At 58.6% G+C, this 25,417-nt stretch carries 17 protein-coding genes and 1 tRNA gene; 5 read left to right on the top strand and 13 right to left on the bottom strand.

The window, feature by feature from the left end:
* Positions 1-3 precede the first annotated feature (3 nt).
* The 3 genes from OA90_RS07085 to OA90_RS07095 are packed head-to-tail and all read left to right on the top strand — an operon-like array spanning position 4 to position 6,435.
* Positions 4-636 (top strand): anti-phage-associated DUF3780 domain-containing protein, encoded by a 633-nt coding sequence (locus OA90_RS07085; RefSeq protein ID WP_199823633.1) that lies wholly within the window; start codon positions 4-6, stop codon positions 634-636.
* Positions 637-3,675, top strand: coding sequence for an anti-phage-associated DUF1156 domain-containing protein (locus OA90_RS07090; protein WP_068408955.1), 3,039 nt, complete (start codon positions 637-639; stop codon positions 3,673-3,675).
* A gap of 24 nt (positions 3,676-3,699) precedes the next feature.
* The gene (locus OA90_RS07095) at positions 3,700-6,435 is read left to right on the top strand and encodes a phospholipase D-like domain-containing anti-phage protein (protein ID WP_068408956.1); all 2,736 of its coding nucleotides are present in this window, start codon (positions 3,700-3,702) and stop codon (positions 6,433-6,435) included.
* A 248-nt stretch (positions 6,436-6,683) separates the two neighbouring features.
* On the opposite strand, the gene OA90_RS27935 is transcribed toward OA90_RS07095, so the two are convergent.
* From OA90_RS27935 to OA90_RS07120, 4 genes are all read right to left on the bottom strand, one after another.
* Positions 6,684-8,306: a relaxase/mobilization nuclease domain-containing protein gene (locus OA90_RS27935; RefSeq protein ID WP_199823634.1), complete on the bottom strand. Its 1,623-nt coding sequence runs from the start codon at positions 8,304-8,306 to the stop codon at positions 6,684-6,686.
* Positions 8,296-8,628, bottom strand: a complete 333-nt coding sequence (mobC, locus tag OA90_RS07110; RefSeq protein WP_068408959.1) for a plasmid mobilization relaxosome protein MobC — start codon at positions 8,626-8,628, stop codon at positions 8,296-8,298. Before mobC ends, OA90_RS27935 begins: the two co-directional genes overlap by 11 nt.
* Positions 8,629-8,753: 125 nt before the next feature.
* Positions 8,754-9,512: a helix-turn-helix domain-containing protein gene (locus OA90_RS07115; protein ID WP_068409219.1), complete on the bottom strand. Its 759-nt coding sequence runs from the start codon at positions 9,510-9,512 to the stop codon at positions 8,754-8,756.
* A 185-nt stretch (positions 9,513-9,697) separates the two neighbouring features.
* Positions 9,698-9,774: transfer RNA gene (locus tag OA90_RS07120), tRNA-Arg, on the bottom strand.
* A 404-nt stretch (positions 9,775-10,178) separates the two neighbouring features.
* On the opposite strand from OA90_RS07120, the gene OA90_RS07125 reads away from it, so the two are divergent.
* Positions 10,179-11,735: a cryptochrome/photolyase family protein gene (locus OA90_RS07125; RefSeq protein ID WP_068409220.1), complete on the top strand. Its 1,557-nt coding sequence runs from the start codon at positions 10,179-10,181 to the stop codon at positions 11,733-11,735.
* A gap of 345 nt (positions 11,736-12,080) precedes the next feature.
* Here OA90_RS07125 and OA90_RS07130 read toward each other — a convergent pair whose 3' ends face one another.
* Positions 12,081-12,497, bottom strand: a complete 417-nt coding sequence (locus tag OA90_RS07130; RefSeq protein ID WP_068408960.1) for a septal ring lytic transglycosylase RlpA family protein — start codon at positions 12,495-12,497, stop codon at positions 12,081-12,083.
* 433 nt (positions 12,498-12,930) lie between these two features.
* Here OA90_RS07130 and OA90_RS07135 point away from each other — a divergent pair, with 433 nt between their 5' ends.
* Positions 12,931-14,991 (top strand): GGDEF and EAL domain-containing protein, encoded by a 2,061-nt coding sequence (locus tag OA90_RS07135; RefSeq protein WP_208986022.1) that lies wholly within the window; start codon positions 12,931-12,933, stop codon positions 14,989-14,991.
* Positions 14,992-15,066: 75 nt separating this feature from the next.
* Here OA90_RS07135 and gyrB read toward each other — a convergent pair whose 3' ends face one another.
* From gyrB to mutM, 8 genes are all read right to left on the bottom strand, one after another.
* A complete protein-coding gene (gene gyrB, locus OA90_RS07140; protein ID WP_068408961.1) occupies positions 15,067-17,520 on the bottom strand; it encodes a DNA topoisomerase (ATP-hydrolyzing) subunit B in 2,454 nt (817 codons plus the stop codon).
* A gap of 131 nt (positions 17,521-17,651) precedes the next feature.
* Positions 17,652-18,800: a DNA replication/repair protein RecF gene (gene recF / locus OA90_RS07145; protein ID WP_068408962.1), complete on the bottom strand. Its 1,149-nt coding sequence runs from the start codon at positions 18,798-18,800 to the stop codon at positions 17,652-17,654.
* Between the two features lie 46 nt (positions 18,801-18,846).
* Positions 18,847-19,965, bottom strand: coding sequence for a DNA polymerase III subunit beta (gene dnaN / locus OA90_RS07150; protein WP_068408963.1), 1,119 nt, complete (start codon positions 19,963-19,965; stop codon positions 18,847-18,849).
* A gap of 332 nt (positions 19,966-20,297) precedes the next feature.
* Entirely contained in the window at positions 20,298-21,761 is a 1,464-nt protein-coding gene (gene dnaA, locus OA90_RS07155) for a chromosomal replication initiator protein DnaA (protein WP_068408964.1), read from the bottom strand.
* Positions 21,762-21,918: 157 nt separating this feature from the next.
* Positions 21,919-22,359: a rhodanese-like domain-containing protein gene (locus OA90_RS07160; RefSeq protein WP_068408965.1), complete on the bottom strand. Its 441-nt coding sequence runs from the start codon at positions 22,357-22,359 to the stop codon at positions 21,919-21,921.
* Positions 22,360-23,003: 644 nt separating this feature from the next.
* Positions 23,004-23,270 (bottom strand): 30S ribosomal protein S20, encoded by a 267-nt coding sequence (gene rpsT / locus OA90_RS07165; RefSeq protein ID WP_068408966.1) that lies wholly within the window; start codon positions 23,268-23,270, stop codon positions 23,004-23,006.
* A 178-nt stretch (positions 23,271-23,448) separates the two neighbouring features.
* Complete coding sequence (locus OA90_RS07170) at positions 23,449-24,222, bottom strand: enoyl-CoA hydratase (RefSeq protein ID WP_068408967.1); 774 nt, start codon at positions 24,220-24,222, stop codon at positions 23,449-23,451.
* Between the two features lie 100 nt (positions 24,223-24,322).
* A complete protein-coding gene (gene mutM / locus OA90_RS07175) occupies positions 24,323-25,216 on the bottom strand; it encodes a bifunctional DNA-formamidopyrimidine glycosylase/DNA-(apurinic or apyrimidinic site) lyase (RefSeq protein ID WP_068408968.1) in 894 nt (297 codons plus the stop codon).
* Between the last annotated feature and the right edge of the window lie 201 nt (positions 25,217-25,417).

Raw genomic sequence — 25,417 nt, forward strand, 5'->3', positions numbered from 1 at the left:
TCGATGCCGCAAGGGCTGACCGCTGGTATGATGAAACGTAAAGAACGCGATGACAGTGGCCCTGCCAAACCGACACTTGGTTTTGGTGTCCCCGCGACTTCTGACCCGCATCATTTCAAGGTCAGTATTCCGCCCGCAAATTCGGCAAAGGTCCAGATCAGCGAATATCTTGGTATGCAGGCCAGCAGCGACGAATTCGCTGTCATGGACCGGGTTGTGCTCGACCGGCCACGCTGGACCGCAATCCGCAGCGAAGTTCAGCGTGCCTTCAACGCGCGGCTAAAGGCACATGGCCTGAAGATATCTGCCTGGAAGGTCGGCGAGAACCCGGTGGATCGCCTGCTCGGTAAGGAGCTTTGCGTGCTCGCCTGGGCCGTTGAAGATCTGGAAATGGATCAGGTCCCTGTTGCTGTGCGGAATTGGTTGGCGTTGCGGCCGGAGGAAAGGTGGTGGCTCTTCGGCATGACCGCCATGGCCACCGGCACGGTGAAGGACGCAGGCCGAGGTTGGCGCCTAGCGCTCAGGCACGCGCTGGGAGACGTAGCACAGAGTGACTTGATGCAGCCCCGTGCCAGGCGGCAGATTGGGAAGGTCAGTAATCGGCCGACCCTCGACCTTTTTGATGGCGAGAACTGAATGAAAGACCTGAGGCCACTTGCCCTGAAAGATGCGCCAGCACTGATTGAAGCGGTTTTCCCTGCGCAGAAGGTGTCATTTGAAGCGCAACGTGAGCGAAAGGCGGGCGCCGGACAAACGCTGACGACACTTGGCTCGTACTGGAAAGGACGCAAACCGCTCATTCTGGTGCGTGCCATCGTCCTTGGCTCACTGCTACCGCAGACAGGCGACGACGAAAAAGATCTCGAGATCTTCGAGAAGTTGATGGCATTCGACGATCACGGACTTGCGCGACGGGCTTTTGCCCAAAATGATCTCAAACCGAAGCAGATTGCGGCGCGCATCACGCTTTCGAACCCGTGGGACTACTTCACTTTTACGGGGTACAAAAACCTCCCCGTGGGTGAGCGGCTTTTGAACCTTGAGTGCCCGTTCGACGCGGACGAGGAAGGTATTTCTCTCCGTTGGGATAGAAACACCTCCGACGAGGCCAAGCTCCAACTGATCGAGCAAACGCTTGCGACATTAGATAGTTACGAAGAGAAATCCAGTTTCTGTAAGCGGCCTGAGGAAGTAGATCAGAGTTGGCTTTTTGCTCCCATTTGGCCTGCAGTTAACAACCACTACAAGCAATTTGGCATTACGGTTTCATCCATGCCTGAATTGATTGAGAGCATCGGCCAGCTAAGATACGGACATCGGCCCAGAGTCTCAGACACATTCTGCGGTGGTGGTTCTATTCCTTTCGAGGCGTCAAGGCTAGGAGCTGATACCTTTTCGTCTGATTTAAATCCAATAGCGGCAATGCTCACGTGGGGAGCGCTTAACAGCTTGGGAGCGACGCCCCAGTTCCGTGCAGAGATTGCGGCTTCACAGAGAGCTGTCGCTTTAGCAGTTGAGCAAGAGCTATCTAATTTGGGAGTTGAGCAAGACGGTAGGGGCAACCGAGCAAAGGCGTATCTATACTGTTTGGAGACCCGATGCCCAGAGACAGGCTGGCTCGTTCCTATTTCATCCAGTTGGATTATCTCGAAGACGAGAAATGTGGTCGCAAAGCTTGTACCGAATGCGACTGAAAAGAGATTTGATATTATTCTTAAAAGCCAAGCAAATTCTTCAGATATGAAGATCGCGAACACCGGTACCCTTCAAGGCGGGCACCTGGTGTATGAGATCGCAGGGCGAACATATCGAACCTCGATTAAAACCTTGCGGGGCGACTATCGCGATGGAAATGGGGGCACACAAAACAAGTTGCGCCTTTGGGAAAAAAATGAATTCACGCCAAAGTCGAGCGACCTCTTTCAAGAGAGGCTATACGCGATCCATTGGGTACAAGAGGACACAATTGGAAAGGGACGTGAAGTTGCATTCTTTTCATCACCTCAAGAAGAAGACTTGACACGGGAGCAACGCGTTAAAAGGATTGTATCGGAAAATCTTGAGAACTGGCAGAAATTAGGTTTGGTGCCAGATATGAAGATTGAACGCGGCTACAACACTGACCAGCCTATCAGAGAGCGCGGGTGGACTTACTGGCACCATTTGTTTAGCCCGCGCGACCTACTTGGTATAGCAACATATGCCAAGCAAGTGCGCGCTCAAAAGAAAGAGCTTGTGCCTCATCTGTATTTGTCCATCCCGATGGTGACCGATAATGCAAGTAAGCTTTGCGGTTGGAATCCTGGTCATCCGGGATCAGGTGAGTTCACGACTAACGTTTTTAATAACCAGGCGCTTAACACACACTACAATTATAGCTGTAGATGCGTAACACATATCTCGAGGAAGCTAGTTGGAAGATCGAATGATAAGCTGATTGGGATCGCTGGCACGCACCAGGTAAGAACGGCAAGCGCAGATCAATTGGACTTCGAGGCCGATTTGTTCGTAACAGATCCCCCTTATGCGGATGCTGTGCACTATCATGAAATTACCGAATTTTTCATAGCGTGGCTTCGAAAGAGCCCTCCTGAGCCTTTTGATACGTGGGTCTGGGACTCCCGCCGTGCGCTTGCGATCAAGGGGGCCGGAGACGAGTTCAGGCGCGGCATGGTCGACGCGTATCGTGCCATGACTGAGCATATGCCGGACAATGGCATGCAATGTGTGATGTTCACCCATCAGGATACCCGTGTGTGGTCCGACATGGTCGGCATCTTCTGGGCCGCGGGCCTTCAGGTCGTGGCGGCCTGGTACATCGCCACCGAAACGACCTCTGAGCTGAAGAAAGGCGGTTATGTCCAAGGCACCGTCATCCTGATGCTGCGCAAGCGGCCGGCCGGCGAACGAGCCGGCTTCAAGCAACGCATTCTACCCGCCGTCCGCGCCGAGGTGGAGCGGCAGATCGAGAGCATGATGCACCTCAATGACGAAGTGAAAGACAAGCTTGGTGAGCCGGTCTTCAACGATTCCGATTTGCAGATGGCAGGCTATGCTGCCGCATTAAAGGTGCTGACGGCCTATACGCACATCGGCGGTGAGGACGTGACGTCCTTTGCGTTGCGTCCGCGTCAGAAAGGCGAGGTGACAGTCGTGGACGAGATCGTCCAACAGGCAGCCGAAGCCGCCAACAGTCTGCTCGTTCCCGGGGGGCTGCAGGCAGAAACCTGGTCCCGGCTGACGGGCATTCAGCGGTTCTATTTCCGCATGATGGACATGGAGACAACGGGCGCCCGGAAGCTCGACAATTATCAGAATTTCGCAAAGGCGTTCCGAGTTGCCGACTACGGGAAGGTTATGGGCAACATGGCCGCAAACAGCGCGCGCCTGAAACGGGTGACAGAATTCGCATCGCGCGACTTGACCGACAGCACTGAAATCGGCCCAACCTGGCTTGGAAGGTTAATCATGGGTTTCCAGCAGCTGTTGGCGGAAGTGGAGCCGGCTGTCGTCGTCAGCCAGATCCAGGAGGATATTCCGGAGTTTTTTGAAGTGCGCGTCCTTCTGATCGACATGCTCGCCTTCATTGAGAGGAAGGTCCCTGAGCAAGAGGTGCGCGATGCCGCCGAGGTCCTCGGCGGGCGTCTCAAGAACCTCCGCGCGTTTAGCCAGTAACGCGCTCAGGGAGGGATCCGCGACATGACCATTCGTCGGTTCTCTTCACGGACCCATCGTCTCGATCAGACAATTCTGCTCGAGCATCTCAAGGGAGCCCGCAGCTACAGACGGATCGCCGGCTACTTCACCAGCTCGCTCTTCGAAGTGGCCGGTGAGTTGCTGGACCAAATTCCCGAAGTGAAGATCGTCTGCAATGTCGATATTCACCCGGACGATCTGAAGGTTGCAAAGCTGCGCGAAGCGAAGATGGTCGGGCGTTGGAATGAACGCGCTCTTGAAGCGGAAGCGCTGCTGAACCGGGAACGTTACCGGCGCCTGGATGATTTCCTTCAAGCACACGGTCAGGCTGTTCGAGTGGCCCCCGACGATGTCTGCGGTTTTCTGCACGGCAAGGCTGGCGTCATCGAGTGCGGCGACGGCAGAAAGCTCGGCTTCATTGGCTCGATGAACGAGACAAGAAGTGGATGGCAGCGCCACTATGAAATCCTTTGGGAGGATACCTCGCCGGAAGGTGTTGCCTGGATTGAAGAGGAGTTCGAGTTCCTCTGGAGGGCCTCGAAGGAATTGCCGCGCGCTGTCATCCGGGAAGTGCGCCGCCGCGGATATCGTCATGAAGTCGATTTCGAGGAAATCGGGGAACCTGACGACATCGCGCCTGCTGCCCTCGTTGAATCTCCGCTCTATCGTGAAGGTTTCTCGCTGCAGCCTTGGCAACAGGGTTTTTTGACCGAGTGCCTGCGCCACTTCGAAAACCATGGCATCGTGCGGCTGCTGCTTGCCGACGAGGTCGGGCTTGGAAAGACGCTTTCATTGGGGACTGCGGCGCTCGCTCTTTGTCTCCTGCAGGACCAGGAAAATTCTGGACAGAAACCTGTAGTCATCTTTGCTCCCGCAACACTTTGCGAGCAGTGGCAGACGGAAATGATCGACAAGCTGGGGGTTCCCTGTGCCCGATGGGAAACCCAGAAGAAAGTATGGTTGGACCATGACGATCGGGCGATCTCTCCATCCGGCCGAGACCAGATCGCACGCTGCCCATTGAGAATTGGCATCGTCTCGACAGGATTGATGATGCGCGACTGCCTTGAAAAGCAACACCTGCTAGGACTGCGCTTTGGTCTCGTCATTCTCGATGAAGCGCACAAGGCGCGTAGCCGGCAAGGATTTGGGTCGGACGCGGGCACACCAAACGAACTGCTGACATTCATCAAGTCTGTCGCCGAACGCAGCGATCACGTGCTGCTGGGAACGGCGACACCAATTCAGACGCGACCCGAAGATTTGTGGGATTTGATGCGCATCCTGCACCGCGGCAAAGGACGCTTTGTTCTCGGGAGTGACTACGCTCGTTGGCATCATCCTGATGCGGTTCTTCCGATAATTTCAGGTCAAACTGACATTGTTGAATTGAACGAGGGCTGGGAACTGCTCCGGTCTCCGCTGCCGGTGGTCAATTCGACAGATGAACCCAAAGCACGAAGGCTGCTCAGCGAAATCCGCCAGGACCTTGCGCTTGCTGAGAGAGAGACCGAGTGCGGGGCAACACTGATGTTGCTAAAGGATGACACGCGCGAGACCTTTGAAGTCGAACTTGAACGAAAGATCTCCGGCGCAACTTTTTTCCAACGGGAGAACCCATTCACACGGCATATCGTCCTGCGCAAGCGGGCCGACCTTGAGGATGCTGGTTTGCTTCCGCGGATCGGCGTTGATCTTCATCCGGACAGAAAGTTCGTGCGTGATACCCAACGCTTTGACGCCCTGTTTGAAGGAAAAGCTCTGAGAACGAACGACGACTTCAGAGAAGCCTATCGAGAAGCCAGAGCCTTTGGGAAAGCACTCTCCCGCCGCGGAAAGGGAGGTGGATTCATGAAAAATCTTATGGAGCAGAGGATCTGCTCGAGTATCGTTGCGGGCTTAAGCACGGCCAGAATGCTTCTGTCAGGTCACACCATCGAAGAAGAAACAGAAGATCAAATTGTCGAGCTAACTGTCGAGGCTTCTGATGAACGGGAAGCACTAAAGCGTTTGATTGACCGCTTGGAGCGGATCGAAAGCGACCCAAAGCTTCAGGCCGTGGAACATTTTCTGGACAGTGAAAAGTGGCTTGATCACGGAGTGATCATTTTCAGCCAGTACTACGACACCGCGAAGTGGGTCGCAGACTCACTGGCAGAACGCTATTCGGACCTTGCAATCGGTCTCTACGCAGGTGCTTCTAGGAGCCGGCTTTATCAAAAGGGCGATAGCGTCGGCATCGAGCGCGAGACATTGAAAAAGATGGTCGCGGAGCATGAAATCAAGATCATGGTTGCCACCGATGCCGCGTGCGAAGGCCTCAACCTCCAAACGCTTGGAACACTCATCAATATTGATTTGCCATGGAATCCTACCCGGCTGGAACAGCGCATCGGACGTATCAAACGTTTCGGTCAGGCACGCGAGAAAGTCGACATGCTCAATCTCGTCAATGAGCAGACTGTGGACGAAAAAGTCTATGAGCGCCTATCTGAACGGATGCGCGATCGTTTCAACTTGTTCGGGTCTCTGCCGGATACCATCAAGGATGAATGGATCGACGATATTGAAACGTTGGGCAGGAAGATGGATGAATACATTGATGCCCAGAAGGAGGCGACTGGATTCGACCTTCGCTACAAAGCAACCTCCGAAGCCACCGAAAAAGACTGGCGAGACTGCACCGAGGTATTGTCACGGAGAGATTTTGCAAAACTGATGAGGACTGGTTGGAGCTGAGTTCAACTGCTGTGACACAAGGTTACTACAAACCGCTACTCCAGAAATTTCTTATCTAATTGAAAAGTATTATTTTATTGCTTTCGTGCTCCCTCCCTCCGGAGCCACCAAGCAGGCGACGCGCAGCTCATTTCGCAATCTCAACGAGCGTCTGTTTCATCGATATTCGAACTGAAACCCGCCAGTCTGCTCGGGCCCAATTCACGTCATTAGCAAGGGCACGTTTGTCAGCGGCCTTTTGCCCAATGCTAACGTTCCATCACGTTTTGGCGTCGCGTCTTCATCACCTTTGGCGCAGAATGATGTTGAGCTCGTCCACGGCCCTCCCAAGCTCTTCCACCGATCTGCCTGAGGATTCCGGCGCACTGAGCAAGTCGAGCAAGGCCTCGTTGAAGGCCTGCTGCGAGCTGATGGACCTGTCGAGCAACGTCTCGAGCTCGGTCAGTCGCTCTTCCAGCAAGCCGGTCGAGCGTCTTTCCAAATGCTCCAGCTGAACGGTCGAATGTTCGAAGGCGTTGGTCAAGCGTTCGACCAAGCTCAGCAACCCGCGCTCGAGCGGCGTCAGGGTTTGTAGGGGTGGCAGGTTTAGTGCGGAGAGACTGTCGTCTGTCATGGTGCTCTACTCGGTTAGGTGGCAGGAGAAATTCCCGTCTATGTCCCGGCAGCGCTCGTACGTGCCGGTTTTCGTGTCGAAGATCAGGATCGGAAATTCCGTGTAGGTTGTCTGATTGAATGCCGAGGCGATCAGCGCCCCTCTCAAGTGGTTCTCCAGGAACAGAACCCCGCCAAGCGTCAGGACGACCGAGACCAGGACCGCTGCCGAGAGTTTCAACAAGCGGTTCTTCGCCGCCAATCTCTCGTTTTCCGCCATGCTTGTTTTCAACTGATGGATCTGTTCCTCGCTCGACCTCAAGTGCCTTTCCAAGGTCGCGTTCAGCGTCTCCTGGGACGAGCGGATATCTTTGCTCATTGTAGAGCCTGCGCTTTTCAACATGCGCTCGATATTCGCCTCTGAGGTCTGAATGGCTTCGTGCAGCGAGGCGTTCTGATCCTGGTGCGCTTGCTCGATGTTCTCGCTCAGCCGCTCTCTCAGCGGTCTTCTCTCTGGTCCAATCTGCATGAAAAATGTCTCCCTTGAGCCGCCAGCGGGTGTCGCTGTCCGGGTCCTTGACTGTGAGATAGGTTTTGCCCTGGCGGGGCAGTTCGAAGCCGGCTCCTTCAAGAGCGGCGACCATGTCCGGCCGGGATGAGATCCGGCCGGCGACGATCAGGTCTTCCAGCCAGTGCTGGATGTCTTCGCGGCCCTGGGCCCGAAGTTTTTTCTCCGGTAGCTGCTTGATGTCCTGCGATCTGGAGGGATCCTGCGGATCGGCCCAGCCATGCTCCTTGTTGAGCATGTCACGCAGGCTATCCATCGCCTTCTGATAGCCGGGCGGGGCGATGTTCAGGCTCTTGCCGGATGTGAGCTCCATGCGCGGTGTGCAGAAGTGCAGCTCCACCCGGCCTTCATGGCTGTGCCACACCCAGAGCATATCGACCTGGTCGCGATCCAGACCGGCGAAGGCCAGCTCGTCGAAGGCATCCATGACGGCCTGCTGTTGCTCGTCCGTCGGATGGTCGTCCTTATCGAAGCTGATGACGCCCGCCCGGTAGGTCCAGGCGTGCGGGCAGGCATCGATCAGGGCCCGAGTGTGGTCGGGATCGCCGGCCAGCACTTCCGGCAGAGGGTCGCGGCTCTTCATCAGCGGGACGCCGGCGTCGTCGCGGATGAGATCGCGATTGCCGTCATAGGCAAGCACGTGAGAGGCGATCAGATAATCGACCGGTGCCGAGCCGCCGCCCTTGCCACTGCGGAACAGCTTAATCAGCATGACTGGCATCCTGCTGGTGATGGCTGGCAAGCAGGGCCGCCATCTGGCGCTCAATGCCGATCAGCTCCGCGAGCAGCTGCAGGCCGTCGACCTGGCGCATGTCGCCGGCCGCTTGGGCGGCGTTCACGGCGCGGGCGATCTGGTTCAGGTTGGTGCCGATGCGGCTGAGCGCCGTCACAAGCTGCGGATCGACCTGCGGCGTGGTGCGGCGGCGGGAGGTCTTGATCAGCCCCAAGGCTCCGCGCAACAGCTCCGAGACGGAGATCTTGTCGGCGGCGGCGCGGCGCTTGAGATGTCTCTTTTCCTCCGTCGTACAGCGCATAACAACCGTCTCGGCGAGGCGGGCCGTTTGCGGTCCGGAGGGGTTCGAAGGGGAGGCCTGCCGCCCCTCGCAAGGTCCTGTGTCGTATGACACGGGTCGCCTTGCTCTTGTCAGATCCGCCGCAGTCATGCCGCTTGCCTGTATGCTGTTTGAGAGGCTGCTTGGTGTGCGATCGCTGGCAGTCTGTTCAGGAAATACGAGAGGCAATGCTGTTCTTTGTCCGAGCCATCTTCCGGTGGCCATCGCCCTGGAACCTGGTATCCGGAGAAGCCGTTGACGCTGGTTGCGAGATTGAACCGCGCCAGGTCGGGCAGGGTCTTTTCGGAGAGCCAGGCGTTCCATTCCTCGACCTGCCGGGTCTGGTTTTTTGGAAGAACGACGACGGGAATGGAACGGCGGGGAGCCGCCTTCGCGCGCGCCTCACGCGCGTTAGGTTTTTTATTTATTTCTTTCTCTAAGTTTGGTGGACAGATTTGACCGCCTTCACCGGACACATCTGACCGCCTTTCGGGACAGATCTGTCCACCTTCTGACCGGGCAAGGTGGACAGATTTGTCCGTCTTTTCTCGAAGCTCGGAGGCCTTTAGGATCGAGGCGTCGGTAGGGCGATATTCCGTATTGTGCCCGACGCCATTCCCGCGTTGAACGCTGAGCCATCCGCCGAGTTCCAGATCTCGGATGGCGCGTTGGATGGATTTGACGCTCTTGCCGGTTGCCTCGGCAATGGTCTTGTAGGACGGCCACGCCTTCTCGGTGTGGCCGTTCACATGTGCAGTCACGATATAGAGCGCGACGCACTTGGCATTGTCGTTGATATTGGCATCACAGCTCAGCAGTCGCAGCCACTGAAGCTTCACTTCCCGGAACGGACGGCGCTCGCTCATGCGTGCCTCCTTGCCGGAAGGCAGGCTGGGCGCGTGCATTTGCAAACCCAACTTTCAGAGAAGCGCTGTACGGGATTTGTACGAGCACACCTCGAAAATCGCCGGAAAACACCTGCAAAAATTTGCAGTGTCCGAGCGGCTCTTTTTGAGGTGTCTCTGTAAGCTGCTGAAATTGTTTGTATTTTTGGCGCACCCGACAGGATTCGAACCTGTGACCTCTGCCTTCGGAGGGCAGCGCTCTATCCAGCTGAGCTACGGGTGCGTAGGCGGCGCGGCGGGGCCACGCGGCGGATAGAGCGACCTGATACAAGATCGCGCCGGTGCAGGCAATGGCTTTGTGAGAATTTGGACAGGATATACGGTCGGCCGGTGGCTACGGCAGGTGCCGGGCGAAGCGGCACCGGGTTGGTTCCGGGGAGCGGTCTACGGGGTGGGGGGCGGTGACATCTCAGGGGCTCCAACCGGAATTGAGTGATGACGACGGTTTCGCCGTGTGATGGCATCGTCCTGTCGCTGTGTCGGAAACATCATCTGCTGTGGCTCTGTGTGGCCCCGGCATGGCAGGCAAGCTGCCTGGGGGGCTCCGGAAGCTATTTTCAGATCGCGATGATACGAAAGCGGCCGAGGTGCGTACAGAACGAAACAACCGGTAAAAACGCAGCCCATATGACCGAGCCCCATCACTGCCGCAATCTTGTCCTGATCCTTGGGGATCAGCTGTCACCTGCGCTTTCCAGCCTGAAACGGGCGGATGCCGCCGTAGACCGGGTGCTGATGGTCGAGGTGATGGCGGAAGCGACCTATGTGCGCCATCACAAGAAGAAGATCGCCTTCCTGTTTTCCGCCATGCGCCATTTTGCCGAAAAGCTGCGCGCGAACGGGTGGACCGTCGATTATGTGACGCTCGACGAGGGCGGCAATTCCGGCAGCTTCAGCGGCGAAGTCGCCCGCGCCTGCCGGCGGCTCGCGCCGCAGCGGGTGCTGGTCACAGAGCCGGGCGAATGGCGCGTGCTGGAAGACATGAAGGGCTGGGCCGCCGACCTCCGCCTGCCCGTCGATATCCTGACGGATACGCGCTTCATCTGTTCGCTCGCCGATTTCCGCGGCTGGGCCACCGGGCGCAAGCAGCTCAGGATGGAATATTTCTACCGGGAGATGCGCCGCAAGACCGGCCTGCTCATGGAGGCGGACAAACCGGTCGGCGGCCGCTGGAATTACGATGCCGACAACCGCAAACCGGCGAAAGCGGACCTGTTCATGCCCGCGCCGCAAGGGTTCCGGCCTGACAGGATCACCCGTGAGGTGCTCGATCTGGTCGCGGACCGCTTCGACGCGCATGTTGGCGCGCTGGAGCCTTTCTGGTTCCCGGTGACGCGGGATCAGGCAGAAGAGGCTTTCGATCATTTTCTGGCAACCGCCCTGGCGGAATTCGGCACCTATCAGGACGCCATGCTGAGCGGCGAGAAATTTCTCTTCCATTCCGTCCTGTCCGCCTGTCTCAACGCGGGCCTGCTCGACCCCTTGCAGCTCTGCCGCAAGGTAGAAGCTGCGTATCTGGAGGGGAAGGTGCCGCTGAATGCGGCGGAAGGCTATATCCGGCAGATCCTCGGTTGGCGGGAATATGTGCGCGGCATCTATTGGCTGAAGATGCCGTCCTACGCATCACAGAACGCGCTGGCGGCGGATCGGTCGCTGCCAGAGTTCTACTGGACGGGCGAAACGCGGATGCGTTGCGTCGGCGAAGCCATATCGCAGACGTTGGACGAGGCTTACGCCCATCATATCCAGCGGCTGATGGTCACCGGCAATTTCGCTCTGCTGGCAGGCGTAAGACCGCAGGAAGTTCATGAATGGTACCTGGCGGTCTATGCCGATGCCTACGAGTGGGTGGAGCTGCCGAACACGCTCGGCATGAGCCAGTTCGCCGATGGCGGTCTGCTCGCCTCAAAGCCTTACATGTCCGGTGGCAACTACATCAACCGGATGTCGGACTATTGCGGCGACTGCACCTATGATGTCCGTCAGCGCACCAGTCCTCAGGCCTGTCCCTTCAACGCGCTCTACTGGGATTTTCTCGATCGCAATGCGGCCGTTCTGAAAGGCAATCCCCGTCTGGGTCAGCCTTACGCCACGTGGTCGCGAATGGGGGCGGCAAAACAGGAGGAGTACAGAAAGAGCGCGGCCGATGTTCTGGCCCGGCTTGATTCCGGAGAGTTGGTTTGAAGTGTCCCTGAGGCGCGAGCGCCGGGCATCCGGGGTCGATAATCCGGAAGTTATTTAGGAAACCAAAAAAAAACGCGCAGCCAATAAGACTGCGCGAATAAAGTTACTGTGCACGTGGCCCCATCGACCACGGGCGCAACTCTACCGGCATCTTTCGAGAATGTCATTACCGTAAAATATTTTATTTTTTGATTCACCGTAATGCGACTGATCGTTATTCATACTGAGTTGCCTTTGAAACTAGTGAAATCTGCTATAAACAGCTGAAAAGTAAAGCTATATATGTATCGTTGAAAGAAATTGGGCCGTATCGGCGCGGTTCACCTGTCGCTCTTCGAGGTTCAATTATTGGCAGTTTTCGCCATGATGTTTTCTGCTTTGAAAGGTTGTTCCGTCAATCTGTACACGCGTTACTCCCCTGCGGATGAAACCCAGTTTCTGTGCGGCGGCCCGGGTCACATCGATCACGCGTCCTCTGGAGTACGGTCCACGGTCGTTGATGCGCACGGTCACAAACTTGCCGTTCGCCAGATTGGTCACCTTGACCAGTGTGCCGAAAGGCAACGTCCGGTGAGCCGCGGTCATTCCGGAAGGGTCTGCGCGCTCGCCGCTCGCCGTGACGCCACCCAGCTTGTACCAGGAAGCCTTGCCGCATTGCTGAAAGACGTCTGCCGAAGCCGGTGCGCCAGAACTGACGCAAAGCAATGCGAGAGCGCAAAGGACAGTCCCGTAGCGGGGGCGTGAACGGATTATGGAACGCATTTTTGTCCCTATGAGCCGGAAATGTGCCGTGCCGGATGTGCATCCGGAATTATCAGCACTTTGGCTAACATCGGGCGCAGGCGCGTTTAAGACGAGAGCATGATCAAAATGTGGCGGCTTCTCAGGCCGCACAGGCCTGAAGAAAGTAAATAACTAAAATTTTACTCAATTTGTATGATGAGAATTACATAATTCATTAGGTATAGACTTCCATAGATTTGTGGGTATTTAGGGATGCTCTCTATTCCCAAATAAACTGTGATAATAATCGGGCATAATGCAGCGGCGCCGGTATCGAGTTCGCGCCTTCGGACATTTTTGAAAGGTCGGTCTGGTGCAAGTCAGCCAACTGTTTACAGGTGGCCGGTGGAGGGATTCCGTTCATCCGGAGTTACATACTTCCGCTGGGTTCCACGCCTCCCTTCTGGAAGTCTTGCCGCATGCTGCCGCATATGTTGCTCAGGACGGAAGCATTCTTGCGCGCAACGCCAGGCTGATGACGGTTTGTGCCACCCTTGGTGTCGAGGACTCCTCCGCCCGCCTCAGCGAGTTGTTGTCCGCCGAAAGCTGGAAGCGTTGTGAAACAGTCCTGTCGGCTGCTTTCAACGGTGTGCCGGCTGAAGCCAGCGGCCGCATGTCCGTCAAGTCCGGCGCCGCCTTTTGCAGAAACGTGATCTGCACCTCCTTCCTGTCCCTTTCAAGGGACCGGCGTGCGGTGCTTGTCCAGTTCGACATGAATGAAGGCTCCCCGGAAGAGGTGCAGCCGGAACAAGCCCGGGGAATATCCCGAAAAGGTGTTCGGGAACACATATTGGAAATGCCGGAGGCGACACCGGTGAAGCCTGCCGTCCTTACGGATGTTTCCGGCAGCACGGCGCAGAATGAGTCTCTGCTGGATCATTTTCCCGATGATGTCGTGGTATTCGACGGCTCGGAGAGCCTTGAGGAAAAGGCCTTCTTGTTGCTTGAGGTCATCGGCGGAGAGCATGAGGCGGAGGGGCTGGTGGACGCCCTGGCGGACCTCAAGAGCCGCCCGCCGCAAACGTTCTACATTCCGGAGAACCCCGGAAGCGATCCGGCCGTTTATGAGACTGACCGCAAGAGTTGTGAAATCCGCCTGGTTCCATTGCCCGGACAGAAGGAGGGCAGCAGCGGTACCGTCAAGACGATGGCGATCATCCGGCGGAATGTCGACTGCCCTCAAGAGGCTGCGGAAAACAGGCGCCTGGCCTACCTCGACCCGCTCACGGGTCTGGAAAACCGCAGGGCCTTCACCAAGTCTCTCAAGCGGGAGCTGAAGCGCCTGGAGGCGGGGCCGCAAACAGGCCTTGCCGTTTTTTATATTGATCTGGACGAGTTCAAGAAGGTCAACGATCACGGCGGTCACGATGTCGGCGACGACATGCTCTTACGTGTCGCGGCCTGTCTGACGCAGACCCTGGGCAAATTCGGTTCGGCGGCACGGATAGGCGGTGACGAATTCGCCGGAATGCTGCCGGTGGCGTACAAGGAAGCGGCGCTTCAGGTCGCTGAAGAGATTCTCGAGGGTTTCGACCGGATACGGCTGGAAGTAAAAGAACGGATATTCACAATAGGCGGCTCCATCGGTATTGCATATGTCGATGGCGAAACACTGCTGCGGGATATCGATGCCTCCGTGCTCCTGGGCATAGCCGACCGGGCCTGCCTGCGCGGCAAACGGTTCGGCGGCCAGTCCGTACAGATCCACACCATGGACCCGGCCGAGGATCGGGAGCGCGCAATGGAACTGACCGCGCTGCCGGAACCGGGAAGCTTCCGTGCCAACGAACTCACACTTAGCTCCATGCCGATCATGCATCTGAAAAAGGGCAGGATCTTCGGGCGGGAGGTGCTGTTGCGCCTGCAGGGCGAGCGGGCGGGCGAATTGTCCTCGCGTGCCTGGATCAACGCGGCTGAAAGATCGGGTTTTATCGCTCAGGTCGATGCCTGGACGCTCGACAAGGTGCTCAACGCGGCGGACCGCCATTCGGCCCGGATGACCCTGACGATGAACGTCTCGGTGGACTCCGCGCGGGACCAGAATTTCCGCGAAGGCCTTCGCCAGCGTCTGTCGTCCAATCCGCTTCTGGCGTCGAAACTCTGTCTGGAGATCTCGGAGAGGGACTTTCTGCGCGAGCCGTCGACGGTCGAAGCCTTCTTCCGCTATGTGACGGATCTGGGTTGTCAGACGGCGATCGACGATTTCGCCGGGCATTGGCCGGTTCTGTCCCGGCTCACCGGGCTTCGCATTGTGTGGTTGAAACTGGAATCCGGTCTGACGCGGCAGGTGGCCGGATCTCCGGCGAAAGCGGCTATCCTGGCCGGACTGGTCAGGGCGGCGCATGAACTCGGCATAAAGGTCGTGGCAAAACGAGTTGAAACGGCCGAGGAGGCCGATCTTCTCCGCTCGCTCGATATCGAGGCCGCGCAGGGCTATCTCTACGGAAAACCGGAGCCCTGGTCGGAAAGTTGACCCGTCTGCAAACAGACAGCCACAGCATCCCGGCCCTTCAGTGTCCGGAAGCCACAATCCGCTGTTGAGTGCCGGTCAGATATCGAGATTGGCGACCGAGAGAGCGTTGTCCTGGATGAACTCGCGACGGGGCTCCACCTCATCGCCCATCAGCTTGGTGAAGATGTCGTCGGCATCGTCGGCCTCGCGCACTTTCACCTGCAGCAGGGAACGGACATTCGGATCGAGCGTGGTTTCCCAAAGCTGCTCCGGGTTCATCTCGCCGAGACCCTTGTAGCGCTGGAGCGAAATACCCTTCTGGCCGAATGCGTAAACCTGTTGCAGCAGGGCTCGGGGGCCGCGAATCTCGCTTGAACTGTCCTTGCGGCGCAGAACCGCGGCCTTGCCGTAAATCTCGTTCAGGTGGTCGGCATGGGCGGCCAGGCGGCGGGCGTCGGTCGAACCGAGCAGCGCTGCATCGATAGTCGCCGTCTCCTCCACGCCGCGAACGGTGCGTTTGAACACAAGACTTCCGTCGTCCTGCGCCTCACCGGTCCAGCCGCGTTCGAATTCGTCCGCGAGAATGTCCAGACGGCGGGCGATATAGGCCGCAGCTTCCTTTGCCTTGGCGTCGTCTTCCAGAATCTCGGGAGTAAGAGCGCCGGCGATCGCCGCCTGTTCCACAACATCGCGGTTATAGCGCGAATGCAGTCCGTCGAAGATATCGAAGATCTTGCGCGCGGTCTCCAGCACGGAAAGCAGGTCGTGACCGGTGCGCACTTCGCCCTCGGCAAGCGTCAGCGAGGCCTCGTCCAGACCCTGGGCGATCAGGTAGTTCTCCAGCGCCGTCTGGTCTTTCAGATACTGTTCGGACTGGCCGCGCTTGACCTTGTAGAGCGGTGGCTGGGCGATATAGATGTAGCCGTTTTCGATCAGGTCTGGCATCTGGCGGAAGAAGAAGGTCAGAAGCAATGTCCGGATGTGGGCGCCGTCGACGTCAGCATCGGTCATGATGATGATCTTGTGGTAGCGCAGCTTCTCGATGTTGAATTCTTCCTTGCCGATCCCGGTGCCGAGCGCGGTGATCAGGGTGCCGATCTCGTTGGAAGACAGCATCTTGTCGAAGCGCGCCCTCTCAACGTTGAGAATCTTGCCGCGCAGTGGGAGGACGGCCTGGTTCTCCCGGTGGCGGCCCTGCTTTGCGGACCCGCCTGCGGAATCACCCTCCACCAGGAAGAGTTCGGCTTTCGAGGCATCCCGCTCCTGGCAGTCCGCCAGCTTGCCGGGAAGCGAGGCGATGTCGAGTGCGCCCTTGCGCCGCGTGAGCTCGCGGGCCTTGCGGGCCGCTTCCCGGGCGGAGGCAGCCTCGACAACCTTGGAAACAAGTATCTTGGCGGGGGCGGGATTCTCTTCCAGCCATTCGCTGAGCATCTGCGAGACCAGGTTTTCGACAACCGGCCGCACCTCGGAGGACACGAGTTTTTCCTTGGTCTGCGAGGAGAACTTCGGATCCGGCACCTTGACGGACAGGACGCAGGTCAGGCCTTCGCGGCAATCGTCGCCGGTCAGCGACACCTTTTCGCGTTTCATCAGGCCGGTCGCCTCGGCATATCCGGTGATCTGGCGCGTCAGGGCGCCCCGGAAGCCGGCGAGGTGGGTGCCGCCGTCGCGTTGCGGAATGTTGTTGGTGAAGCAAAGGACATGCTCGTGGTAGCTGTCGTTCCACCACATGGCGGCTTCCACGGTGATGCCGTCGCGCTCGGCCTTCATGTTGATCGGCGTTTCGATCAGGGGATGCTTGGCACGGTCCAGATAGCGGACGAAGGCTTCAAGGCCACCCTCGTAGTAAAGCTCTTCGACCTGGGTTTCCACACCGCGATTGTCGGTCAGGATGATCCGGACGCCCGAGTTGAGAAAGGCGAGCTCGCGCAGCCGGTGCTCCAGCGTCCCGAAGTCGAATTCGATCCTGGTGAAGGTCTCCGGAGACGGCAGAAAAGTGACTTGCGTGCCCTTCTTGCCATCTGCGGGACCGACAATCTCCAAGGGGGCTTGAACTTCGCCGTGGGCGAAGGTCATGAAGTGTTCCTTGTCGTCGCGCCAGATGCGCAGGTCGAGCCGGGTGGAGAGCGCGTTCACCACGGAGACGCCAACGCCGTGCAGGCCACCTGACACCTTGTAGGAATTCTGGTCGAACTTACCGCCGGCGTGCAACTGGGTCATGATGACCTCGGCCGCGGAGACACCTTCTTCCGTGTGGATGTCCGTGGGAATGCCGCGCCCGTTGTCAGACACGGTCACAGAGCCGTCCGGATTGAGGGTCACCGTCACATGGTCCGCATGTCCGGCAAGCGCCTCGTCGATGGCGTTGTCGACCACCTCATAGACCATGTGATGCAGCCCGGAGCCGTCATCTGTGTCGCCGATATACATGCCGGGCCGTTTGCGCACGGCATCAAGGCCTTTCAGAACCTTGATGCTGTCTGCGCCGTAGTCGGCGCCGTTGTCGGTTTCCGGGGTCGGAATGGGCTCGGACGTGGACGTGTCGCTCATGCGAATCAATCACCAATCGGTTTATCTTTATCCCCCCGTTATACGGGGTTCCGGCGGGCGTTCAACCGCGCGCGTTCCTCAGGCAAGCCAGCAAAGGGATTATGGTGGAAAACCACAAGAATCAGGCGGATTTAAGGGGTCTTTTCCGTGCGGATCAAACGGCCGGTCCCATCCCTGATTTCGAATATTTCCGCCTCCTGCGGCAAAGCCTCGAAAAGCGCCTCGTCCGTCCCCGTCATGAACACCTGAACGCCGAGTGAATCGAGCTTGACGAACAGGGCCTCCCGGCGGTCCGGATCCAGATGGGCCGCTACTTCATCCAGCAGCAGAACAGGTGTCATGCCGGAGAGTTTCGCCGTCAGTTCCGCATGAGCCAGAATAAGCCCGATCAGGAGCGCCTTCTGCTCGCCGGTGGAGGACTGGGAGGCCGGCATGTTCTTGGCGGCGTGCAGAACTTTCAGGTCGCTCAGATGCGGTCCGTTCAGTGTGCGCCCCGCGGCGCGGTCACGCGTGCGTCCGTCGCGCAGCATGTGTCGGTAGACATCTTCGCGGTCGGCGGCGCTGAGACCGATCGTTTCGGCCTCGAACGCTCCTTCAAGCGCGACGGAGGCGTGCGGAAAGGGCAGGGCCTCGCCTGCCTGGTCCGAGATCATCCGGCCAAGCAGGCCGACGGTTTCGCCCCTGGCGATGGAAACCGCCGTGCCGAGCTCGGCAACCTGCTGTTCAAGGGCGCCGAGAAAGGAATCCGACCCGCCCTGATCCAGAAGACGGTTGCGCTGACGCAAGGCGTTTTCGAAGTCGCCGACCCGGCGCCCGTGCGAGGGATCAATCGCCAGCGTCAGCCTGTCGAGAAAGCGGCGCCGGTCGGAACCGGGCCCGGTGAACAGGCCGTCCATGGCCGGCACAAGCCATAACACCCGCATGTAATCGAGGAGACTTTCCGAACCGCGCACCTCCGTTCCGTCGATACGCACCTTGCGCCCGGCGGTGCCGGCGACGAGCCCGGTTCCGATCCGGGTTTCCATGCCGTCGAGCAGCACACTGGCCGCAACGCTCCAGCTCCCGTCACCACCCAGGCGGGCAATGTCGGCCAGGGTGGCGCGGCGCAGGCCGCGGCCGGCGGTCAGAAACGAGATTGACTCAAGGATGTTGGTCTTGCCGGCACCGTTGGGCCCGACCAGAGCAGTCAGTTTCGCGCTGAGCGGCAGCGTCAGGGCGGCGTAGTTGCGGAAGCCGGTCAGGGACAGACGGGTCAGCTGCGCCGTCCGGAACTCTGTCATGAACCCACTTCCGCTTTTGAGCCGTCCGTGACCAGGGCTCCGGTCGTCAGACCCGCATCGGCATCAGGACGAACAGGCAGTCCTCGACCGTGCTGTCCTGAATGAGCGTCGGCGATCCGGAATCCGCCAGCCGGAACAGGGCGGTATCGCTGCCGAGCTGATTGGCGATGTCGAGCAGGTAACGCGAGTTGAAGCCGATTTCCAGCGGCTCGGCGTCAAATTCGACCGCCAGTTCTTCCGTGGCGCTGCCGGAGTCCGGATTGTTTACGGTCAGCACCAGCCGGCCTTCACTCAGAGCGAGTTTCACGGCGCGGCCGCGTTCGGAGGAGATCGTCGAGACACGGTCCACGGCCTCCTTGAACTCGTCGCGGTCGACGCGCATTTCCTTGTCGTTGCCTTGCGGGATCACGCGGCCGTAGTCCGGGAAGGTGCCGTCGATCAGTTTTGACGTCAGAACCACGGATCCGGTTGTGATCCGGATCTTGGTGTCCGACAGTTCGATCTGCACATTGGTTTCCGGGTCTTCCAGAAGTTTCTGCATTTCGCCGACGGTCTTGCGCGGCACGATGATGCCCGGCATGCCGGCAGACCCGGAAGGAGCCGGCACTTCGGCCTGCGCCAGACGGTGACCGTCGGTGGCGACAGCACGGAACCGCTGGCCGTCCTGCGTGTCCACCGCGTGCAGGTAGATCCCGTTCAGATAGTAGCGGGTCTCTTCCGTGGAGATCGCAAACTGGGTCGTGTCGATCAGCTTGCGGATATCGGCGGCGGTCAGGGAAAAACCGTGACTGAAGTCGCCCGCGGTCAGGTCCGGGAAATCCGTTTCCGGCAGGATCTGCAGGGTGAATCTCGAGCGGCCGGCGCGGATTTCCAGCGTGGCGTTGTCGCTCGTGGTTTCAAGGACCACCTGCGAGCCATCGGGCAGTTTACGAACGATCTCGTAGAACATATGTGCCGGAACCGTTGTCGCTCCCGGCAGTTCGATCATCGCGGGAACGGATTCGACAATTTCCAGGTCAAGGTCCGTTGCCTTGAGGTTGATCGCACCGCCATCTGCGCGCAACAGGACGTTGGACAGGATGGGAATGGTATTCCGGCGCTCGACCACCCGGTGAACATGGGTCAAGGACTTGAGGAGGTCGGTCCGCTCGAGGGTCGCTTTCATACACTCGTTCCGTACTCATGAAACGCCGGGCAGAGCTGCCTGGCAAAAACTGGACAATTGGGCTCCGGTCGGGAGCGGGGTGGAAGACACTGCCCTTAACCGGGTTCAAAAGCAAGAGGCCGTCCGGTCCGATTTTGGTGGAATATCACACACTCTAAATCCGGGACCGATCAGCTTCTCCGCTTTCCTGCGCAGCCGCATCGAAACAGGTTAATCCAGACTGTCGGGCGTTCGCAAGAGTGCGGTCGGGTTGCGCCGTTTCAAGTGTCGGAGCAACCCGCCTGTGGTCAGCCGGCCCGGGTCGTCTTGCCCGGGCCGCCAGAGGCTCGGACCTAGGCGTCGAGCATACGCTTCAGCAGTTCAAGCTCCTGTGCAAGAGCGTAGTCCCCCCGGGCCAGCTCTTCGATCTTCCGCACCGCGTGCAAAACTGTGGTGTGGTCTCTGTTTCCGAAACGGCGGCCGATTTCCGGAAGCGAGCGCGGTGTCATCACCTTGGCGAGATACATGGCGATCTGACGCGGGCGGACGATGGTCCGGGTCCTGCGTGCAGACAAAAGATCCGCCTTGGTGACGTTGTAATGTTTCGAGACCACCCGCTGGATGTCCTCGATCTTGACCCGGCGCGGCTCGCTGGAGCGCACCAGATCGCGAAGCGTCAACTCGGCCATTTCCTGGGTGATCGGCTGGTTGGTCAGCTGATTATGGGCGATCAGGCGGTTCAGGGCGCCTTCCAGATCGCGGCCGGAGGAGGCGACGTGACGGGCCACATAGTCAAGCACGCCTTCCGGCACCTCGAACTGCGGATAGGATTTGCGGGCGGCTGCCACGCGCGACACCAGAATGCTGCGGCGCAGGACGAAATCCGGTTCCTGGATGCCGACGACGAGGCCACCGGAAAGACGGGAGCGGACACGATCGTCCAGGGTGTCCAGTTCCGACGGGGCGCGGTCCGCGGCCACGATGACCTGGCGCGCGCCGTCGATCAGCGCGTTAAGCGTATGGCAGAATTCCTGCTGAACCTGTTTGCCGTGCAGGAACTGCATGTCATCGATCAGGAGCAGGTCGATGGTGCGCAGTGTGTCCTTGAAAGCCAGGGCCGACTGGGACTTCAGCGCAGCGACAAACTTGTACATGAAGTGCTCGGCGGTCAGGTAGAGCACCTTCCGGCCGCCTGCCCGTGCCTTCGCGGCGACAGCCTGCATCAGGTGGGTCTTGCCCAGACCGACGGCCGCATGAAGGTAAAGCGGATTGAACGTGACCGGCCCGCCCGAAGCAACCTGCCGGGCCGCGGCCAGCGCAAGATTGTTGGATTCGCCCTCGACAAAGGTATCGAACGTGTATTTCGGATCGAGCGAGGCGCCCTGGAGAACATCGCGAGGCGTGTCGCCACCGGTGTCGCCACGGCCCAGGGCAGCCGTCGCTGCTTGTGCACGTGTCACTTGAGAGGCTTCGGCAAGCGTATCCGCTGCAGCCGGCTTCGAACCGGAAGGCAAGGCAAGGCTCGGCTGGGATACCGGCACCTGACGGGGCCTGATGGCGCCGCGGACCGTCAGCTCGATGCGGTGAACGTTGTCACATTCACGCTGCCACAGTCCCATCAGCTGATCGTTGTAATTGTTCTGAATCCACTGTTTGAGAAATCTGGTGGGAACGGACAGGCGCACAGTGCCGTCCTGATGTTCTTCCAGATCTACACGTGCAAACCAGCTGGTGAAGACGTCATCGCCCAATTGCGCGCGAAGATGTTTCTTGACACGCTTCCATTGTTCCGAGCCACCTGCCTCCTGAACCTGCATGTTATCTGCCTCCTGTCTTCGGTGAAGAACCGTCCGCCACAGCCGTTCTTCTACCTACGCCTTGCCGCTTTTGCGGCTTTATATTGTCCCTTTTGGGACGGTTATAGTTTTGGCTGCGGGAAATCTCCCGTTGCCCGTTGCCCACCTGAGCGGGTAACTAGTTTTGAATCCAGGGCAGCCCGGCCGCTTTCCAACCGGAGCTGACGCCGCGATGACTGTCTGCATCGAGCGGGCCTTCAAAACCATCGGAAATATTGAAGCACCGGGTGTAGCCGGCTTCAGTCAGGGCTATCGCCGCCGCCTGACTCCGGGCACCGGAGCGGCAGAGAAAATAGATTGGCGCGTTTTGGTCAAGCCCTTTTTTGACCAGAGTGTCGGAAATCTTCGTCACAAAATCCGGATCGGGTCCGGAGGACGGGAAACTCTGCCATTCCGCCAGAATGGCTTCCTTCCCGATCGGGCGTAGATCGGGCACGCCGACAAAAGCCCATTCCGCTTGCGTGCGAACGTCCACAAGGGTCGCGTCCTTAGAATTGGACAGCTCGTTGAAAGCCTCCAACACTTCGACGTTTCCAGCGTAGCCACCGACAAAATGCACTATTACCCCCTTCAATAGCCATGAGCTATCGATTTAAAGAAAAAACAAGATTTTCGGGAAGAAGATTGGGCCGCAGCCGAAGCTAGGCTCCGTGGGTGCCGAATAAATTAATGTATTCATCCGGTATTCTATGGGCTTCGTGCTTAGTTTTATATCTCAGTGACTTATTCATTGTTGATCCAAGCACCATTTTTGAGTTGTCCGCTGGTCTTTCTCCGCCAGCCGTTTGTTAATATACAGACAGCGCCCCATGGGGCAACAGTGCGTTTGAACGAATACCGAGAGTCGCCTGTTTCTGCCCCGACGTCACAGGAAACTGGCCGGCTGTGGGTGATGGAACAAATGCTTTTGACCGCAATGACTTTTGCCTGCGGGCCGTCCCGTCACAATGCAAAAACAACATTAATAAAAAAAAATTCAGCACACATACCTTGACTCGTATCGAATCCGGTTTGAGCGGCTTCCGCAATTCTTACATGTGCATAAGTTATTGAAAATATGGGATAATTCATGTCAGCCTTCTGAGGGTCTAAAATGCCGGAAATACCCGTCAGGGTTGTCGTTCCAGGTCATCCACAAAATTGCACGGCTAAAAAAACCCGGCACGCGGGCCGGGTTTTTTTGACAGTCATGTAACGGAGTGATTACGCGCCGAGTGCCTTGATGCGGGCATTGAGACGGGAAACCTTCCGGGAAGCCGTATTGGCGTGCAGGACGCCTTTCGACGCAGCGCGCATGAGTTCCGGCTGTGCAGCCTTGAAAGCTTCGCTGGCAGCGCTCTGGTCGCCGGAAGCAATCGCTTCTTCAACCTGGCGCAGGTAGGTGCGCATGCGGCTACGGCGGGCTTTGTTCGTGGCCGTCCGGCGGGCAATCTTTCGGGCCGCCTTCTTGGCCGATGGTGTGTTGGCCATGGGCTCTATCCTGATCGGTATTTTGGGACTGGTGTCCGGTGGCGATCGGGACCGAAACGCAACGGCGGCAAGACCCGATCAAAACAACAACGGCGGCGAAAGTCCGCCACCGGTTGGGCGCAGCTTATAATGGCGGTTAGGTCCGCCGTCAACGGCTTTATCATTGAAACCGTCAAGATTATTTGTTCCGGAACTGTGGTGTCCGTTTCTCGGCAAAGGCGCTCATGCCTTCCTTCTGGTCTTCAAGCGCGAACATCGCCTGGAACACACGGCGTTCGAAGCGGACACCTTCCGACAACGTGGTCTCATACGCCCGGTCGACGCTTTCCTTGGCCATCATGACCACCGGCAGCGAGAAGTCGGCGATCTTTTCGGCGGCCTTGAGCGCTTCCTCGATCAGATCGTCCGCTGGAACGATCCGGCTGACCAGGCCGGAACGTTCGGCTTCCTTGGCATCCATCATGCGTCCGGTCAGCACCATTTCCATGGCTTTCGACTTGCCGACGAAGCGTGTGAGGCGCTGTGTGCCGCCCGCGCCGGGGATCACGCCGAGGGTGATTTCCGGCTGCCCGAACTTGGCGGTGTCTGCCGCGATGATGAAGTCGCACAGCATGGCAAGCTCGCAACCGCCGCCCAGCGCATAGCCTGCAACGGCGGCGATGATCGGCTTGCGGTTCCGCGACACCCTGTCGAAGGGAGTGATGAGATCGTTCTGGTAGGCGGAGGAAAAATCATGGGGCTGCATTTCCTTGATGTCCGCACCGGCGGCGAAAGCCTTTTCCGATCCTGTGATCACGACGCAGCCGATTTTTTCGTCCGAGTCGAAACCGTCCAGGGCCTTGCCGAGCTCCGCGATCAGCCCCGCGTTCAGCGCGTTCAAGGCCTTCGGACGGTCCAGAGTGATCAGACCGACCTTACCGCGTTTTTCAACGCGGATGTTTTCATATCCCATTTCACCCGCTCCTGTGCCTGGACGTGTCAGTGCCAAGGGCCATGCCTACCCGACCGGGGGCTGGTCTGGCAAGGCTGGCTCTTCGGCTAGCGGCTTATCCTCAAGCCTGACAGGAGGGGCAATAGAATGTCGACCGGCCCGATTGCACCAGCCGGGCAATGCTGCCCGCGCAGCCGGGCGTTCTGCAGGCCTCGCCTTCCCGGTCATATACGGCAAAGGAATGCTGAAAATAGCCGAGTGTGCCGTCCGTCTGCGTATGGTCCTTCAGCGAGGAACCGCCTGCCTCGATGGCTTCTTCGAGGATCGCCCGGATGTTCGCGGCAAGCAGATCGGCCTTCTTTGCCGGCCGCCCGGATTTTGTCGCCAGCATGCCGGCGGGGCTTTGCGGGCTGAGGCCTGTCCGCCACAAGGCCTCGCAGACATATATATTGCCGAGGCCGGCGATGAACTTCTGGTTCAGCAGCGCGGCCTTCATGGGCATCTTGCGCCCCGCGAACAGCCGCGCCAGCGTCGCGCCGCTCAGCTCATTGCCAAGCGGCTCCAGACCGAGCTCCCTGAAATAGGGGTGCGCAGGCAGCTCCGGGCGCGACACGAGGTCCATGAAGCCGAAGCGGCGCGGGTCATTATAGATAATGCGTGCGCCGGCTCCCTCCGCCGTTTCCAGGTGGAACACCACATGATCGTGTTTCGGGTCCTTGCCACGCGGCAGGGCGAACCGGCCCGGAAGATCTTCCGCAAGGCCGGCTTCGATCCGGAACGAACCGGACATGCCCAGATGCATGATCAGCACGTCATTGCTGTCGATGTCCGCAAGCAGATATTTCGACCGGCGCGAGAGCGAGGTCACCCGCCGCCCTGTCAGCCGGTCCGCAAAACCGGCCGGAAACGGGAAGCGCAGATCCGGGCGGTTCTGCGCAACTTGTGCAATGAGCGCGCCTTCGAAGGTCGGGGCGAGGCCCCGCTTGACGGTTTCGACTTCCGGCAGTTCAGGCATGTGAAGTTTCTCGTGGTTGGCTGTCTGTGGTCATCGGATCGCACATAAGTTGCCTTCGGGGTCTGGTTTCAGCTTCCGTTGCGCGTTATAGGCCTGCGTCATATGGCTTTTCGATCCCGGCGAAGATAGCGCTTTGCAGGGGCTTGTACTATGGTTCGGCGCACTTTGACGAGACAGATCCCACACCAGTATCCGCGTTCG

Source organism: Labrenzia sp. OB1 (assembly GCF_001624695.1).
In the GTDB taxonomy this organism is placed as follows: Bacteria; Pseudomonadota; Alphaproteobacteria; order Rhizobiales; family Stappiaceae; genus Roseibium.

Bases quoted from the DNA above. Each gene is read 5' to 3' on its own strand.
- OA90_RS07170 (WP_068408967.1), bottom strand. From the start codon at position 24,222: ATGGGATATGAAAACATCCGCGTTGAAAAACGCGGTAAGGTCGGTCTG.
- OA90_RS07130 (WP_068408960.1), bottom strand. From the start codon at position 12,497: ATGCGTTCCATAATCCGTTCACGCCCCCGCTACGGGACTGTCCTTTGC.
- mobC (WP_068408959.1), bottom strand. From the start codon at position 8,628: ATGCGCTGTACGACGGAGGAAAAGAGACATCTCAAGCGCCGCGCCGCC.
- OA90_RS27935 (WP_199823634.1), bottom strand. From the start codon at position 8,306: ATGCTGATTAAGCTGTTCCGCAGTGGCAAGGGCGGCGGCTCGGCACCG.
- mutM (WP_068408968.1), bottom strand. From the start codon at position 25,216: ATGCCTGAACTGCCGGAAGTCGAAACCGTCAAGCGGGGCCTCGCCCCG.
- OA90_RS07115 (WP_068409219.1), bottom strand. From the start codon at position 9,512: ATGAGCGAGCGCCGTCCGTTCCGGGAAGTGAAGCTTCAGTGGCTGCGA.
- recF (WP_068408962.1), bottom strand. From the start codon at position 18,800: ATGACAGAGTTCCGGACGGCGCAGCTGACCCGTCTGTCCCTGACCGGC.
- dnaN (WP_068408963.1), bottom strand. From the start codon at position 19,965: ATGAAAGCGACCCTCGAGCGGACCGACCTCCTCAAGTCCTTGACCCAT.
- gyrB (WP_068408961.1), bottom strand. From the start codon at position 17,520: ATGAGCGACACGTCCACGTCCGAGCCCATTCCGACCCCGGAAACCGAC.
- OA90_RS07095 (WP_068408956.1), top strand. From the start codon at position 3,700: ATGACCATTCGTCGGTTCTCTTCACGGACCCATCGTCTCGATCAGACA.
- OA90_RS07090 (WP_068408955.1), top strand. From the start codon at position 637: ATGAAAGACCTGAGGCCACTTGCCCTGAAAGATGCGCCAGCACTGATT.
- OA90_RS07125 (WP_068409220.1), top strand. From the start codon at position 10,179: ATGACCGAGCCCCATCACTGCCGCAATCTTGTCCTGATCCTTGGGGAT.
- OA90_RS07085 (WP_199823633.1), top strand. From the start codon at position 4: ATGCCGCAAGGGCTGACCGCTGGTATGATGAAACGTAAAGAACGCGAT.
- rpsT (WP_068408966.1), bottom strand. From the start codon at position 23,270: ATGGCCAACACACCATCGGCCAAGAAGGCGGCCCGAAAGATTGCCCGC.
- dnaA (WP_068408964.1), bottom strand. From the start codon at position 21,761: ATGCAGGTTCAGGAGGCAGGTGGCTCGGAACAATGGAAGCGTGTCAAG.